This is a genomic window from Agromyces sp. NBRC 114283, assembly GCF_030268405.1.
GTDB classification, from domain to species: Bacteria; Actinomycetota; Actinomycetes; order Actinomycetales; family Microbacteriaceae; genus Agromyces; species Agromyces mediolanus.
In genome coordinates this window covers 1,311,483-1,326,685 of record NZ_BSQP01000001.1, presented here as the reverse complement: position 1 = coordinate 1,326,685, position 15,203 = coordinate 1,311,483, and the positions used below count along the sequence as shown (strand labels likewise).

The window sequence follows — 15,203 nt, the reverse complement described above, 5'->3', positions numbered from 1 at the left end:
GGACGGCATGACCCGGCCCTTCCTCTTCCTCTCGGCGCGGCCCGAGGCCGAGGCGGTCGGCCCCGAGTACGAGGCCGTGCGACGGGCCATGGGTCTCGACGCTGCGCGGCTCGAGCACCTCCGCCTCGACGTGGAGCCGCTGTCGCAGCTCGTGCTCGGCGACTTCGCGGGCATCGTCGTCGGCGGCAGCCCGTTCAACGTGACCACCCCTGAAGAGCGCAAGGGCGCGATGCAGCGCCGCGTCGAGGACGATCTCGCCCGGCTCGCCGAGTGGGCGCTCGCGGGCGACCGGCACGTCATGTTCACCTGCTACGGCATCGGCGTGCTCACCCGGCTGCTCGGCGGCACGGTCGGCACGCGCTTCGGCGAGGACGCCGCCGCCGTCGAGCTCGCGCTCACCGAGGCCGGCCGCGCCGACCGGCTCGCGGGCGTGCTCCCCGAGCGCTTCGACGCGCTCGTCGGCCACAAGGAGGCGACGGAGCAGCTGCCCGGCGAGGCGGTGCTCCTCGCCGGCTCGGCCGGATGCCCCGTGCAGCTGTACCGCGTCGGCGAGCACGTCTACGCGACGCAGTTCCACCCCGAGGTGTCGACGGCCGACTTCGTCGCGAGGGCTCGGGTGTACCGGCACCACGGCTACTTCCCGGCGAGCGAGCTGCGCGAGGTCGAGCTGCGGCTCGGCGCGGCATCCGTCACCGAGCCGCAGCGCCTGCTGCGGCGCTTCGTCGAGCTCGCCGCCGACCCGGCCTGAGCGCTCCCACTCCGACTTGCCCGACTTTCATGAAAGTTGGGCAAGTCGGGCAGGTGGGTCAGCCGAGCGGGTAGCGGCGGCGCAGCACGAGCCGCTGCACGAGCGTCCAGGCGACCGTCGTCAGCAGGTACAGCCCCGCGGCGAGCGGCACGAACATCGCGATGCCCGCAGTGAGGAAGTGCAGCGGCAGGAGCGCCTTCGACAGGTCCGGCATCGCCGGAGCGCCGGGCGCGGCGGGCGCCGGCGCGGCGCTCGTGGCCGGCCGGGGCACCGCGAGGGGGCCGCCGGGGCGCGCCGCTCGCAGCGTCAGGAAGCCGACCGCGGCGATCGCGACGACGAGGCCGGCGAAGACGAGCAGCTCGAGCGGCTGCGGCGCACCGGCCGCGATCGTGCCGACGAGGCTGTGCCCCAGCGGGACGCCGAGGAGCGTCTGGTCGAGCAGCAGGTTCGGGTGCCCGTTCACCACCGGCAGGATGAACAGCGCGTAGATGATGCCGACGACGGGCGCCTGCACGAGCATCGGCAGGCAGCCTGCGAAGGGGCTCGTGCCCTCCTCGGCGTAGAGGGCGCGGAACTCGCGCTGCAGCCGCTCCGGATTGTTCGCGTGCTTCCGCTGCAGCTCCTGCAGCTTGGGCGCGATCCTGGCGCGGGTCTGCTCGCCCTTCGCGAGCGCGACGCCGACAGGGATGAGCGCGGCGCGCACGAGGAGGGTGACGAGCACGACGGAGGCCGCGGCGGCGGCGCCGCCGAGGAGGGGCTCGAGGAGTCCGGCGAGCCCCATGAGCAGGGTGTAGGCGCCGTCGATGACGGCGGCGATGGGCGGAAAGGCGTAGAGGTCCACTGAGGCGTCCTAGCGGTCGGCGCGACGATCGTCGCGCGCGGAACGGGGTTCCGTCTGGCCGCGGGGCCGCAGCTCGCGCCGGGGCGCGGTGGCGTGCGGGTCAGGCGGCCGAGACCGCCAGTCCCGGCGCCCTGGGACGCGCCCGCCCGGGGGCGTCGGGGTCGGACTGCGAGAGGAGTCGCCAGGGGTCGGCAGTCTGCCGGAGCCTCGTGGCCGCGCCCGCCGGATCGGCCGCGACGAGCGCGGGCAGCGCGCGGACCGAGAGCACGACGACGGCGACCGCCGCGGCGCCGACGACGCCGAGGAGCAGCACGCTCAGCTGGCCGTTCGCGGCCGCGCCGAGCTCGAACGCGGCCGCGAGGAAGCGCAGCAGGTTCGTCAGCAGCTCGATCATGGGGTCCTCCCGCGCCCGTGCGGGCGCTGCCTCGACGGTACCAGGCCGGCGGCCTCAGTCGTCGAGAAGACGCTGGAAGAGCACGTGGTCCTGCCACTCCCCCGCGATGCGGAGGTACCGCGGGGCGAGCCCGATGCGCGTGAAGCCGTTGCGTTCGAGCACCGTCTGCGAGGCGGCGTTGTGCACGAGGGTTCCGGCCTGCACCCGGTGCAGGCCGGCGCGGCGGGCGAAGTGCAGCGCGCCGCCCACGGCGGCGGTCGCGAGTCCGCGGCCCTGCCGCTCGGCGTCGATCCAGTAGCCGAGGTGCGCGTTCTGGAAGACGCCGCGCACGAGGTCGCTCAGGTTCACCCGACCGACGATGCGCTCGCCATCCGCGTCGTCGCCGCGCTCGACGAGCACGAGCGGGATGGCGGTGCCCTCAGCGAGCCGGCGCACGCTCGCGACCGCTTCGCGCTCCTGCACGGAGGCGCTGAAGAACTCGGGCGTGCGCTCCGGCTCCCAGGGGGCGAGGTGCGCCCGGTTGCGCGCGTAGGCCGCGGCGAGCGCGGCCCCGTCTCCGGCAGCGATCGCCCGCAGCTGGATGCCGCCGTCGAGTTCGATGGGGGTGATCATCGGGCGACCCCCGCGGGCACCGGCAGCGCGGCTCCGAGGAGCGCCGCTCCGAGGCTCAGGATGGTCTCGAGCGCCTCGCCGCTCGTGAGCCGACCGGTGATCACCGGCCCGGCGAGCCCGTCCTCCGCGGCGAGCAGCAGGCGGGCGACGCGCGCGGGCGGGAGCTCGGTGCGGAAGTCGCCGGCGTCGAGACCGTCGCGCACGATCTCCTCGAAGAGCTCGAGCTGGGCCCGCTCAAACTCGGTCGCCGGGGCCTCGAAGCCCTGGTCGCGCACGCACTGGGCGCCGAGCTCGATGAGGAGCACGGTCGCGTCGAACGACGGTTCGCCCGCGATCGGGATGCCGAGCCGCAGGCACTCGGCGAGGCGGGCCGGCGCGTCCTCGGCGAGCGCGACGCGTTCGCGGCGCCGGGCGATGTACTCGAGCGCCGCGGTCTCGTAGGTCTCGGCGTAGAGCGCGGGGAGCTCCGGGTAGTAGTACGACACCGAGGCGGGCGTGAGCTTCGCGGCGTCGGCGATGTCGGTGAGCCGTGCGGCCGCGGCGCCCCGCTCGATGAGCAGCCTGGAGGTCACGGCGACGAGCTCGCTCCGTCGCTGCGCCTGGTTCCGTGGTCGCGCCATCCCGTAATTCTTCCACGTTCTTTTGACGAACGCTTGACAGCCCGTATATTCATTCTTCAAACTTTGATGAATAAATGGAGGTCTGCGATGACGCGGAGTCTGACGGTCGCGCTCGCCCAGCTTGCGGCGGCGCCCCGGTTCGAGCTCGAGGAGTTCGGCGAGCGCCTGCGAGCGCTCGTGCGACGCAATCCGACGGCCGAGTTCTGGGCGTTCCCCGAGTTGCACCTCGACCCGGCCGACACCGCCGAAGGCATCGAGGCATCCGCCCGCCCGCTCGGCGACCCCCGCCTCGCCGCGCTCGGCGGACTCGCCCGAGAGCTGGGCGTCTGGCTCGCTCCAGGAACGATCTACGAACGCGGCGAGACGGGCGCCGTGCACAACACGGCGCTCGTGTTCGCGCCGAGCGGGGAGCGCGTCGCCGGCTACCGCAAGATCTTCCCGTGGCGCCCCCTCGAGACCGCGGCGCCCGGCGACCGCTTCGAGGTGTTCGAGCTTCCGGGGATCGGGCGGATGGGGCTCTCCATCTGCTACGACATCTGGTTCCCCGAGCACGCGCGCCACCTCGCCTGGCTCGGAGCCGACGTCATCCTGAACCTCGTGCAGACCGCGACGAGCGACCGCGAGCAGGAGCTCGCGATCGTGCGCGGCAACGCCGTCATGAACCAGCTGTGGATCGCCTCCGTCAACGCGGCCGCGCCCACCGGCCGCGGCCGGTCCCTCGTCGTCGACCCCACCGGCTCGGTGCGGGCCGCCTCGCCCGACGCATCCGAGGAGGTGCTGACCGTCGTCGTCGACTTCGGCCTTACCGAGCTCACCCGCGATCGCGGCACCGCCGGGGTCTCCCGACCCTGGTCACAGTTCCACGAGGGCGACGCTCCCGTCGCCCTCCCCCTCTACGGCGGCCGCATCGAGCCGTCGAGCTGGCACCCCCGTTCGAAGGAGAACCGCCCGTGACCGCCCCATCCCCCACCTCGACGCCCGCCGCGGCGCCCGACCCCCGCCGGCTGCTGCGCCGCCTCGGCCTCGCCGGTGTCGTGTTCTTCGGCCTGGCGTACATGGCGCCCGGCATCGTCACCTCGACGTTTGGCGTGGTGTCGTCGACGAGCGGCGGCGCGGCCCCGACCGCGTACCTCGTCGCGACCGTCGCCATGGGCCTCACCGCGGTGTCGTACGCGATGCTCGCCCGCGCCTACCCGAGCTCCGGCTCCTCGTACAGCTACGTCGGCCGGCTGCTCGGTCGGCACGCGGGCTTCCTCGCGGGCTGGGTGATCCTGCTCGACTACCTGTTCCTGCCGATGGTGGCCTGGCTCATCCAGTCGGTGTACCTCAACGCGCAGTTCCCGAGCGTGCCGCTCTGGGTGTGGGTGCTCGTGAACATCGTGCCCACCACCATCGTGAACCTGCTCGGCATCACGCTCGCCGACCGGGTGAACACCTGGCTCACCATCGCGGCGATGGCGCTCGTCGCGACGACCACGGCCGTCATCATCGGCTTCGTGGTGAGCGGCTCGAGCCCAGCGGCCGCACCCGCGGACGCGTTCTGGGGAGCGGATGCCTCGATCCTCGCCGTCGCGGCGGCGGCGGCCGTCGCCGCCTACTCGTTCCTCGGCTTCGACGCCGTGTCGACGCTCAGCGAGGAGACCAGGAACCCGCGCCGCAACATCCCGCTCGGGATCATCCTCGTCGTGCTCATCGGCGGCGCGATCTTCGTCGGCGTCTCCTTCGTGATGCAGCTCGCGCACCCGGGCGGCGACTTCGACAACCCGGACATCGCCGGCTACTCGCTGCTCGTCGCGGCGGGCGGCGAGTCGCTCGCGAACGTGATCAACCTCGTCGGCATCATCGCCGCCTTCGGCTCGGGCCTCGCCATCCAGGCGACGTCGAGCCGGCTGCTCTACGTCATCGGCCGCGACGGGGTGCTGCCGCGCGGGCTCTTCGGGCGGCTGAACGCGTTCCGGGTGCCGTGGGTCAACATTCTGCTCATCGCCGGCATCGGGATGATCGGCATGCTGCTCGACATCGCCCAGGCCACCGCCCTCATCAACTTCGGCGCCTTCCTCGCCTTCGCCCTGGTGAACGCCGCCTTCCTGGCCTGGATCTGGCGCACGCGCGCGCAGCGCTCCGGCTGGGCCTCGAGCCTGCTCTCGCTCGTGCCGATCGCGGGCGCCGCGATCGATCTGGCGCTGTTCTCGCAGCTGCACGACACCGCCTTCCTCATCGGCGGCGCGTGGCTCGTGCTCGGCGTGGTGGTGCTCGCCGTCGCGACCCGCGGCTTCCGGCGCCCCGTGCCGCGCCTCGAGGACGAGACGGGCGATCTCGCCCCGGCGAAGGCCGACCCCGAGGCGGTCACCGCCCCGTAGGCGCCGGCGGGGCGGTGTGGTGGGCGGCCGGCACCACCCGCCCCGCTCCGTCCACTCCGCCTGCCCCACCCGCCCCGCCGCGGAAAACCCGGGCGGATGCCGCTCCGAGCATCTATATTTGTCTTGACATATCCAGGCTCGGAGGATGACGTGGCAGAGACGACGACGGTGGGCGACGCCCCGTTCCCGCCCGAGCTGTTCATGGACCTCGATCGCTCGAGCCCGGTTCCGCTGTATTACCAGGTCGCCGAGCGCATCGAATCGGCGATCACCTCGCACGCCCTGCCCGCCGGGTCGCGCATCGAGAACGAGATCGCCCTCAGTGAGCGGCTCGGCATCTCCCGTCCGACGATCCGCCGGGCCATCCAGGAGGTCGTCGACAAGGGCCTGCTCGTCCGCCGGCGCGGCATCGGAACGCAGGTCGTGCAGGGGCAGGTGACGCGCGGCCTCGAACTCACGAGCCTCTTCGACGATCTCATCCGCGGCGGCCAGGTGCCCACGACCGCGCTGCTCTCCCGCGAGACGCTGCCGGCGAGCGCGGCGGTCGCCGAGGCGCTCGCCGTGCCGCTCGGCAGCGACACGCTGCACCTGCGCCGGCTGCGCTCCGCCGACGGGGTGCCGGTCGCGGTGCTCGACAACGTGCTGCCCGCCGACTACCTCGATCTCGACACGGCGGCGCTGCAGAGCTACGGGCTCTACCAGGTGCTGCGCTCCCGCGGCACGACCATGCGGGTCGCCCGGCAGCGCATCGGCGCCCGCCGCGCGAGCGCCGACGAGAGCGAGCTGCTGGAGCTCGAGGACGGCGCCCCGGTGCTCACCGCCTCACGGACCGTCTTCGACGACTCCGGGCGCGCGGTGGAGCTCGGTACGCACTGCTACCGCCCCGACCTCTACTCCTTCGACGTGACGCTCGTGCAGAAATAGGGCCGCTTCGACGAGCTCAGCGAACCAGGGCTGGTTCCCCGAGCTCGTCGAGGGGACGCTTCGACAGGCTCAGCGAACCAGCCGCTTCGACGGGCTCAGCGAACCAGCCGAACGACGAGTTGCCCGACTTCCATGAAAGTCGGGCAACTCGTCGTTCGAGGGACTGGCTCAGGCCGCGTCGGACTCCGTGCGGACGGTCTCGCCGCGGGCGGCCGCGACGGCCTTCGCGAGCGCCTGCAGGCTGCGCACGTCGCGCTTGGCCCCGGCGAAGTCGGAGACGACCGGCTCGTCGTGGCGGATGGAGCGGGCGAAGGCGTCGAGCTGGCGCAGGAAGCCCGTCTCGTAGCCGTCGGCGTAGCTCGTGTCGCGGCGCTCGAGCCCGACGTTCCGCTCGACGCGGAGGCGGCTGCGCTCCTCGAGCAGGTACGGCTTCGCGAGGTGGTACTCGAGTCGGCCGTTCGAGGCGAGCACCTTCAGCTCCTCGTCGTACTCGGGGTACTCGGGCAGCCAGTTCCAGCTCAGCACGTAGCGCACGTCGCCGACGGCGGCGGTCGCGATGAGCGAGGCCGGTGCGCTGCCCTCGAGCGTGGGGAACGCCTCGGCGGTCCACGTCTCGGGCAGCTCCAGGCCGAGGGCGCGCAGCAGGCTCAGCTCGTGCACGACCGAGCCGTTCAGCACGTTCCGGTAGTAGCGCTGCACCGCCTCCGAGGCGCCGGGCAGGGCGATCGCCGACTGCTCGGCCTCGTACGCCTGCGCCCGCTCGATCTCGGCGAGGTCGGCGTCGGGCTGCGGCGGCGTCATCCGCAGGTGGTCGACCTGCGGCAGGTCGTCGGGATGGGCGACGGTGATGCGCACCAGGCGCACGTCGTCGAGCTCGGCGAGCTCCGCGCGCGCCCGTTCGGTGAGCGGGTCGTACATCTTCATGTAGCCGACCTGGGCGACGACGCCGGCCTCCGCGGCCGCCGCCTCGAGCTCCTCGATCTCGGCGATGGTGAGCGCGAGCGGCTTCTCGGCGAGCACGTGCTTGCCGGCGCGGATGGCGGCGAGCGCGAGCTGCGCGTGCGAGCCGGGGGTGGCGATGAGCACCGCCTCGACCTCGGGCGCGGCGATCGCCTCGGCCGGGGAGGTGGTGCCGCGGATGCCGGTGCGCCCGGTGACCTCGGCGACGCGCGACGGCGACAGGTCGCAGACGACGGCGATCTCGTAGCCGGCGCGCGCGAGGCTCGGCAGGTGCACCGACTGGGTGATGGTGCCTGCGCCGATCACGGCGATGCGGACGGGTGCGGTCATGCGGTTCTCTCTTCTCGTGATGCCGGGCCGGCCGCGGGCGGCGGTGCGGCCTCGGAGGCGGTGGCGAGCTCCCAGGCGAGCGCGGCGGCGCCCAGGAGTCCGGGGTTGGCGGGCACGCCGCTCGGCAGCAGCGGCGGCGGGGACGGCCGGCGCGACGCGACGCGCTCGTACTCGGCGCGGATGCCTCGGGCCAGCCGCGTGTCCGCGGAGCCGAGGCCGCCCGCCAGCACGATCGCGGGCGGGTCGAGCAGCGAGACGAGCTGCGCGACGGCGCGCCCGATCGCGACGGCGGCGGTGTCGACGATCTCGGCGGCGACGGGGTCGCCCGAGGCATCCGCCTCGAGCACGCCGCGCGCGCCGCCCTCGGCGAGCTCGGTGCCGGTGCGGGCGAGGTAGCGGGCCGCGATGCCGGAGCCGGAGGCGAAGCCCTCGAGGTTGCCGCGCCACTCGGGGTCGAGCTCGGCGGGCACCGACCACTCGCCGAAGCCGATCGCCTCGCCGCGCACGCCCTCGTGGAGGGTGCGGTCGAGCACGATCGCGGTCGAGATGCCGGTGCCGAGGGACACGTAGACGAAGCCGTCGTGCTCCCGCCCGCGGCCGAGGGCGAGCTCGCCGAGCGCGCCCGCCTTCACGTCGCTCGCGATGCGCACCGGCACGCCGCCCGCGAGCGCGGCGAGCGCCTCGCCGGGCTGCACGGTCCAGTCGAGCACCTCGTGCGCGGTCACGACGCCCTCGTTCGAGACGTACTCGGGGAAGCCGGCGACGACGGCGCGCACCGTCGTGCCGGCGATCCGGGCCCGCTCGAGCAGCTCGGCGGCGAGGTCGAGCGTCGCCGCGAGGCCGGGGTCGCGCCCGGCGGTCCGCGCGAAGCCCTCGTCGAGCAGCCGGAACTCGCGGTCGACGAGCGCGCCGTGCGCCTTCGTGCCCCCGACGTCGAGGGCGAGCACGGCCTCGGTCATCGGCCGAGCCGCTCGGCGATCCAGTCGTGGTTGTGCCGCTGGTCGCCGACGATACGGTCCCAGGTCTCGGCGGTCGCGGGCGCGCCGTCCTGCTCGACGACGAGCCAGCCGTCGTAGTCGCTGCGGCGGATCTCGGCGAGGAACTCCTCGAGCGGGCCGTCGCCGGTGCCGAGCGGCACCGAGACCTCGTCCCACCAGTCGTCGATGCGCTCGTTCCCCGAGGCCTTCGCGGCCTCGAGCACGGCGGGGCGCACGTCCTTCACGTGCACGTGGTTCACGCGGTGGCCCCACTCGCGCAGATAGGCGACGGGGTCGGCGCCGCCGAGCACGAAGTGGCCGGTGTCGAGGCAGAGGCCGATGCCGGTGCGCTGGAGCAGCACGTCGATCTCGGGGGCCTGCTCCACGTAGGTGCCGAAGTGCGGGTGGAAGCTCGTGCGCAGGCCCGCCTGGCGGGCCAGTTCCTCGGCCGACGCCAGACGCTCGAGTGCGAGGTCCCACTGCGCGGCGTCGAGGCCGCGCTCGGCGTTCGGGCGGAACGGGTGCGCGATGATCGCCTCGTCGCCCTCGTCGGCGAGGATGGCGAGCCCCTCGCCGCCGGCCGCGGCGAGCTCCTCGAGCGTGCGGCGCATGCCCTCGAGGTCGGCCGCCATGACCTCGTCGGGCTGGCTCAGGTGCAGCGGCACGTAGGCGCCGAGCACGGCGAGGCCGTGGTCGGCGAACAGGGTCGCGGTCTCCTCGGGGGTGCCGAAGAACCCGGGCGGGCCGAGCTCGGAGCCGGTGTAGCCGGCGGCGGCCATCGCCGCGACGAGCTCGCGCGGGGTCGCGGCGAGCTTGGAGACATCCGCCCCGCCGTGGATGCCGAAGCTGACGGGGGCCGAACCGATGCGCATCTGCTGCTCCTTCTTCCTGCGGTCGCTCACGCGGCCGGCGCGGCGACGAGCTCCTCGGCCGCCTCGGCCTCGGGCGCCGCTTCGCGATAGTAGTCGTCCGACTCGGGGACGAGGGCGGCGGCGCCGACGCGGATGCCGGCCTCCTCGCCCGTACCGGCCGCCACCGGACGGCGGTGGTCGACCTCGCACATCGTGCCGTCGGCCAGACGGAGCGCCGAACGGTAGCCGCGGCCGTGATAGCTCGAACGCACGAGGGTGCCGCGGAGGTGCGCGTGCTCGACGTCGTCGACGAGGTCGAGGTCCTCGGGCCGGAGCACGAGCTGCGCCCGGCCGTTCGGGAGCGCGCCGCTGAACGCGGGCAGGGCGCCGGCGATCGGCAGGTCGGGGCGGAAGCCGCCCGCCCCGTCGCTCACGCCGCCGAGGAGCGTCACGTGGCCGATGAAGGAGGCGACGAACGCCGTCTCCGGGGTCTCGTAGATCGCCTGCGGCGAGCCGACCTGGTCGATGCGGCCGTCGTGCATGACCGCGACCTGGTCGCTCATCTCGAGCGCCTCCTCCTGGTCGTGCGTCACGTAAACCGCGGTGATGCCGACCTCGCGCTGCAGGCGCAGCAGCTCCTGACGCATGCCGATGCGCATCTTCGCGTCGAGGTTCGACAGCGGCTCGTCGAGGAGCAGCACGTTCGGCCGGAGCGCGAGGGCGCGGGCGATGGCGACGCGCTGCTGCTGCCCGCCGGAGAGCTGGCCCGGGAACGCCTCGGCGCGGCCGTCGAGGCCGACCATCCGCAGCGACTCGGCGACCCGCTCCGCGATCTGCTCCTTGCCGAGCTTGCGCAGCTTCAGCCCGTAGGCGATGTTGTCCCGGATGCTCATGTGCGGCCAGAGCGCGTAGTTCTGGAAGACGAAGCCGATGTTGCGCTTCCACGACGGCATCCGCGCGATGTCGCGCCCGTCGAAGGTGACCCGGCCGCTCGTCGCGGTCTCGAAGCCCGCGAGGATGCGCAGCAGCGTCGTCTTGCCGCAGCCCGAGGGGCCGAGCAGCGTCGTGAACGAGCGCGCCTCGATCTCGAGGTCGACGCCCTTCAGCGCGACGTGCCCCGGGAACTCCTTGCTGATGGCCTCGACGCCGACGGCGACTCCGTTGCCACGTTCCATTGCTCTCTCGCTTTCTTTAGACGCTCGTGACCGAGGCGAACTTGCGCCGCACGAAGTACAGCGGGATGTAGACGGCCAGCATCAGCACGACGGTCATGGCGGAGGCGACGCCGAAGGGGCTCGCCGGCTGCATCGCGTTCGTGAAGATGACCACGGTCATCGTGATGAACGGCACCGAGTACAGCATCACCGTCGCGCTCAGCTCGGTGACCATCTGCAGGAAGCCGACGGTGCCGCCGGACACGATCGCGGGCCGAACGAGCGGCACGGTGATCTGCCGGAAGGCGCGCATGGGCTTCGCGCCGACGCTCATGGCCGCCTCCTCGAGGGCCGGGTGCACCTGGGTGAGCGCGGCCTCGATCGACTTCGTGACGTAGGGGATGCGGCGGATGAAGTAGGCCAGCACGAGGATCGTCGCCGTGCCGGTGAGGATCAGCGGGCCGCTGCCGAAGGCGAGGATGAGGCCGATCGCGAGCACCGTGCCCGGGATGATGTAGGGCACCATCGTGATGACGTTCAGCGCGGGGCTGACCACGGCGTAGCGGCGGCGCACGGTGAGGTACGCGACGAGCACGGCGACGATGACGCACAGCACGCAGGCGATGCCCGCGAGCAGCAGGCTCATCAGGATGACCTCGAGGTTCTCGTCGAAGAGCCGCACGTAGTTGTCGAAGGTGGGGATCCACTTCAGGATGCCCGCCTTCCAGGTGAGCAGGCTCGTGCCGACGACGACGAGGTGCGGCACGAAGGAGAGGCCGAAGACGACGCCGAGGTAGGCGATCATGAGGCCCTTCTTCACGCCGCGCACCGGCTGCAGCGGCCGCCGGCGGCTCGACACCGAGGCGTAGGTGCGGCGGCGCAGCGCCCACTGCTGCAGGGCGAGGGCGATGCAGGCGACGCCGAGCATGACGAGGCTGCCCGCCGAGGCGATGGCGGGGTTCGTCGAGACCTCGGAGAGGAACTCGTAGTACACGGCCGTCGGCAGCATGGGGGTGCCGCCGCCGATGATGAGCGGCGTGCCGAAGTCGGTGAAGATCTTCATGCTCGACATGTAGAAGCCGGTCACGAGGGCCGGCACCGCCATCGGCAGCACGATCCGCAGGCGGGTGCGCCAGGGGCCGGCGCCGACGCTCGAGGAGGCCTCGTCGAGGCTCGGGTCGATCGCCCGGAACGCGTCGTAGGCGAGCAGGAACACGAGGGCCTGGGTGGCCCAGACCGTCACCCAGACGATGCCGCCGGGGCCGATGATGGTGTCGAACGGCAGCTCGATGCCCCACGCCCGCAGCTGGGTGGTGAGGATGCCACCGCGGCCGAGCAGCAGCACCCACGCGTAGGCGCCGAGGAACGGCGGCGACACCGTCGCCATCGTGGCGAGGGTGAGGAAGCCGTTGCGGCCCGGCAGGTCGAACTGCGCGAGCACGTAGGCCGCCGGCACGGCGACGGCGCAGGCGAGGACGCCCGCGACGACCGCGACGACGAGGGAGTTCAGGATGGCTTCCTGGAACCTCGGCGTCGTGAAGAACTCGATGAAGTTCGCGAACGAGAAGCCGCCGTCGTCCGTGAACGCCTCGCCGACGAGCCGCAGCTGCGGGAGCACGATCGTCGAGGCGAGCAGCAGGAGCAGCCCGAGCGCGACGAGGAGCCAGACGCCGGGACGACGGCTCGCGCGGCGCTTGACGGGGACGGGTGCGGGCGGCGCGAGCGTCTCCTCGAGCGGTTCGACGCGTTCCCGCAGGTCGTTGCTAGGCATGGTGGCACCGTTTCCGGCCGGGCCGACGCGTCGCGTCGACCCGGCCTCGGGGATGGATTACTTGGCGCTCGCGAGCTTCTCGTCGAAGCGGGCGAGCACGGCGTCCTTGTCGGTCGCGAAGACCTTGGGGTCCGGAGCGGCGAGGTTCAGCTCGTCGGCGGCGGGCAGCCCCGCGGGCGGGGCGACGTCGGTGCGCGCCGAGCGGCGGCCGACCTCGTCGACCATGAGCTGCTGCGCCTCCTTCGACATGAGGTAGTTCACGAAGGTCTCAGCGGCCTTCGGGTGCTTCGCGCCCTCGATCACGGCGGCGACGCCGATCTGGTTCGACACGACGTCGCTCGGGTAGATGAGCTCGAGCGGGGCGCCCTCGGCGACCCAGGTCGCGCCGAGGTCCTCGTTGATGAAGCCGAGCGCGTACTCGCCGGTGCGCACGCCGTCGAACATCTGCGAGCTGCCGTCGACGACCTTCGCGTTCGGCAGGAAGCCGTCGAGGAAGTCCCAGTCGTGCGCGGTCACCATGGCCGCGAGCAGCGAGTACGAGGTGCCCGAGGAGCGCGGGTTCGCGAAGGCGATCTGGCCCGCCTCGCGCCACTTCGGGTCGGCCAGGTCCTCGAAGCTCTCGGGGTAGCTCGACGCGTCGGTGACGCGCTCGGTGTTCACCGCGATCGCCTGGAAGAGCGCGTCGGTGGCGTGCCACTTGTGCTCGGGGTCGGTGACGACGGTGGCCTCGTCGTTCTCGAGCTCGACCGCGGCGAAGGCGCCCTCGGACGCGGCCGCGTAGTTCTCGCTCGAGCCGCCCCAGGCGACGTCGCCGAGCGGGTTCTTCATCTCGCTCTCGACGCGGCTGATGAGCTCGCCCGTGCCGGGGCTCGCGGTGAGCGAGACCGAGATGTCGGGGTACGCCTTCTCGAACGCGGCGATGATGGGGTCGGTCACCTCGGGGCCGTGCGCCGCGTAGACGACGACGGTGCCGGACTCGGCCGAGTCGTCGCCGCCCGTGGGCTGGCCGCCGACGATGGCGCTGCAGCCGCTGAGGACGAGCGACGCCGAGACGGCGGCGATGCCGACCGCGGCGAACTTCCTGCCGTGCTTCATGATTCTCCTTCGTGCGTGTGACTGGTGGTGCGATGGACAGTGCGGACGAAGCTCGTGAGGGCTTCGAAGGACTCGTGCGAGCGCCAGGCGGACGCCCAGTGCCGCGGGTCGTCGGAGCGGCGGTGCAGCTCCACGCGGTACGCCGCGGCGACGGGCTCCTCGTCGACGACGACGAGCCGCGACTCAGCGGGCTCGACGTCGCCCTGGAACCACATCAGGCCGTCGCGCAGCACGAACAGGGCGCAGGGCACATCGATGCGGAAGTCGATCTCGAGCTCGACGGGACCCGCCCCGAGCTCGAGGTGCTCGCCGAGGCCCGCCTCGCGGCCCTCGCTGCGCAACCGCAGCTCGAGCTCCGCGCCGCGGGTGACGACGGTGGCGGCGCGGCGGAGCCCGTCGAGCAGGCCCCCGGCGCTGCGCTCGGCGACCCGCACGGCGGTGACCACCTGGCCGAGGCGCTGGGCAGGGTCGCCGAGCTCGTGGCAGTCGGTGCCGGCGACGGGGGCGATGTCGTGGCCCTCGGCGAGCAGCCGGTCCCACAGGCCGATGGCGGCGTCGTTGTTGGCGTCCTGCCCCTGGTTCACGACCTCGAGCAGGTCGACCTCGGCCCACGGCACGTCGGCGCGCCGCCAGGCCTGCTGGCCGCTGAACGGGTGGTTGACCCCGAACAGCCCGCCCTGCGCGTGGACCTCGCGGACGAGCTCGCCCGCGCCCCGCTCGGGCCCGTCGACGTACACGTCGACCCACTCGCGCAGGCCGTGGGCGTTGCCGTGGCCGCGGTGCGTGGTGACCTCGATCGAGGGCAGCACGATCGGCCCGCCGGCCGCGTTCGCGGCCTCGGCGAGCGGCCCCCAGTGGCTCCAGGTGAAGTGGTCGCTGAGCGCGAGGAAGTCGAAGCCGCGGTGGCGCGCCTCGGCGACGATGGCGTCGACCCCGTCGCGCCCGTCGCTGTGCACCGAGTGGCAGTGCAGCTCGCCGCGGAGCCAGCTCGGCGCGCTCGCGGGCTCGGCGCCGGAGGCCGGCGCGGCGGATGCCTCGGTCCGCCCCTCGGCGTCGGGCGCCGGAGCGCCCGGCTCCCCCGGCACCGCGATGAGCCGCAGCGCATACGCGCCGTCCTCGCGGAAGCGGTCGAGGTCGATCCGGAGGGTCCAGGATCCGGCCGGGATGGGCCCCGCGATGGCGCCGGGGCTCGCGGACCGCTCGCCGACGGTGAAGCGCAGCTCGCGCGGGCCCGGGCCGCCGGGGCACTGCACATGCCCGCGGAACACGCCGTTCGGGTCGATGAGCGCGGCGTAGAGCTGGAAGCGGTCGGTGACCTTGTCGTAGTCGAGCTCGACCCGCAGCTCCCCCGTGCCCGCGGGCACGTCGACGACCCGATCGAGGTACTCGCCGGGCAGCGGCTGCCGCAGCACGTCGGCGACGTCGAGCAGCACGGTGCCGGGTCGATCGGCAGAGGGTGCGGTCATGATGCGTCCTTGAATCGGGGGAGGTGCGCAAGCGCAGTCCCATCCTCGACCAGTGATGTCAGAATGTCAATTTGACAATACAAAGTCATCGCACGGGATG

Annotated in this window: 15 protein-coding genes; 4 read left to right on the top strand and 11 right to left on the bottom strand. The window is 72.9% G+C overall.

Annotation, left to right across the window (positions count from 1 at the left end; all coding sequences use genetic code 11):
- Nucleotides 1-7: 7 nt before the first annotated feature.
- Nucleotides 8-748 carry a glutamine amidotransferase gene (locus tag QSJ60_RS06435; protein WP_230764223.1) on the top strand — a complete coding sequence of 247 codons (741 nt, stop codon included), beginning with the start codon at nucleotides 8-10 and terminating at the stop codon, nucleotides 746-748.
- A gap of 58 nt (nucleotides 749-806) precedes the next feature.
- Here QSJ60_RS06435 and QSJ60_RS06430 read toward each other — a convergent pair whose 3' ends face one another.
- The 4 genes from QSJ60_RS06430 to QSJ60_RS06415 form a co-directional block, all read right to left on the bottom strand.
- The gene (locus tag QSJ60_RS06430) at nucleotides 807-1,589 is read right to left on the bottom strand and encodes a YidC/Oxa1 family membrane protein insertase (protein WP_230764220.1); all 783 of its coding nucleotides are present in this window, start codon (nucleotides 1,587-1,589) and stop codon (nucleotides 807-809) included.
- Between the two features lie 100 nt (nucleotides 1,590-1,689).
- The gene (locus QSJ60_RS06425; protein WP_230764217.1) at nucleotides 1,690-1,983 is read right to left on the bottom strand and encodes a DUF6412 domain-containing protein; all 294 of its coding nucleotides are present in this window, start codon (nucleotides 1,981-1,983) and stop codon (nucleotides 1,690-1,692) included.
- A 54-nt stretch (nucleotides 1,984-2,037) separates the two neighbouring features.
- Nucleotides 2,038-2,595, bottom strand: coding sequence for a GNAT family N-acetyltransferase (locus QSJ60_RS06420; RefSeq protein ID WP_230764215.1), 558 nt, complete (start codon nucleotides 2,593-2,595; stop codon nucleotides 2,038-2,040).
- Nucleotides 2,592-3,215: a TetR/AcrR family transcriptional regulator gene (locus QSJ60_RS06415; protein ID WP_285463066.1), complete on the bottom strand. Its 624-nt coding sequence runs from the start codon at nucleotides 3,213-3,215 to the stop codon at nucleotides 2,592-2,594. The genes QSJ60_RS06420 and QSJ60_RS06415 overlap by 4 nt, the downstream gene beginning before the upstream one ends.
- 87 nt (nucleotides 3,216-3,302) lie before the next feature.
- On the opposite strand from QSJ60_RS06415, the gene QSJ60_RS06410 reads away from it, so the two are divergent.
- The 3 genes from QSJ60_RS06410 to QSJ60_RS06400 all read left to right on the top strand — a co-directional run bounded on the left by QSJ60_RS06410 (nucleotide 3,303) and on the right by QSJ60_RS06400 (nucleotide 6,499).
- Nucleotides 3,303-4,169, top strand: a complete 867-nt coding sequence (locus QSJ60_RS06410) for a carbon-nitrogen hydrolase family protein (RefSeq protein ID WP_230764211.1) — start codon at nucleotides 3,303-3,305, stop codon at nucleotides 4,167-4,169.
- On the top strand, nucleotides 4,166-5,575 hold the full coding sequence (locus QSJ60_RS06405) for an APC family permease (protein ID WP_285463065.1): 1,410 nt from the start codon (nucleotides 4,166-4,168) through the stop codon (nucleotides 5,573-5,575). Before QSJ60_RS06410 ends, QSJ60_RS06405 begins: the two co-directional genes overlap by 4 nt.
- Before the next feature lie 201 nt (nucleotides 5,576-5,776).
- On the top strand, nucleotides 5,777-6,499 hold the full coding sequence (locus tag QSJ60_RS06400) for a GntR family transcriptional regulator (protein WP_229781620.1): 723 nt from the start codon (nucleotides 5,777-5,779) through the stop codon (nucleotides 6,497-6,499).
- Between the two features lie 168 nt (nucleotides 6,500-6,667).
- On the opposite strand, the gene QSJ60_RS06395 is transcribed toward QSJ60_RS06400, so the two are convergent.
- Genes QSJ60_RS06395 through QSJ60_RS06365 form a run of 7 tightly spaced genes read right to left on the bottom strand, consistent with a single transcriptional unit; the run spans nucleotide 6,668 to nucleotide 15,103 of the window.
- A complete protein-coding gene (locus tag QSJ60_RS06395) occupies nucleotides 6,668-7,789 on the bottom strand; it encodes a Gfo/Idh/MocA family protein (RefSeq protein WP_285463064.1) in 1,122 nt (373 codons plus the stop codon).
- Nucleotides 7,786-8,748 (bottom strand): ROK family protein, encoded by a 963-nt coding sequence (locus QSJ60_RS06390; protein ID WP_285463063.1) that lies wholly within the window; start codon nucleotides 8,746-8,748, stop codon nucleotides 7,786-7,788. Before QSJ60_RS06390 ends, QSJ60_RS06395 begins: the two co-directional genes overlap by 4 nt.
- A complete protein-coding gene (locus QSJ60_RS06385) occupies nucleotides 8,745-9,638 on the bottom strand; it encodes a TIM barrel protein (protein ID WP_230764180.1) in 894 nt (297 codons plus the stop codon). The genes QSJ60_RS06390 and QSJ60_RS06385 overlap by 4 nt, the downstream gene beginning before the upstream one ends.
- Nucleotides 9,639-9,664: 26 nt before the next feature.
- Entirely contained in the window at nucleotides 9,665-10,792 is a 1,128-nt protein-coding gene (locus tag QSJ60_RS06380) for an ABC transporter ATP-binding protein (RefSeq protein ID WP_230764178.1), read from the bottom strand.
- A gap of 16 nt (nucleotides 10,793-10,808) precedes the next feature.
- Nucleotides 10,809-12,542: an ABC transporter permease gene (locus QSJ60_RS06375; RefSeq protein ID WP_230764176.1), complete on the bottom strand. Its 1,734-nt coding sequence runs from the start codon at nucleotides 12,540-12,542 to the stop codon at nucleotides 10,809-10,811.
- 57 nt (nucleotides 12,543-12,599) lie between these two features.
- Nucleotides 12,600-13,637, bottom strand: a complete 1,038-nt coding sequence (locus QSJ60_RS06370; protein WP_285463062.1) for an extracellular solute-binding protein — start codon at nucleotides 13,635-13,637, stop codon at nucleotides 12,600-12,602.
- A complete protein-coding gene (locus tag QSJ60_RS06365) occupies nucleotides 13,634-15,103 on the bottom strand; it encodes a CehA/McbA family metallohydrolase (protein ID WP_285463061.1) in 1,470 nt (489 codons plus the stop codon). Before QSJ60_RS06365 ends, QSJ60_RS06370 begins: the two co-directional genes overlap by 4 nt.
- Nucleotides 15,104-15,203 lie beyond the last annotated feature (100 nt).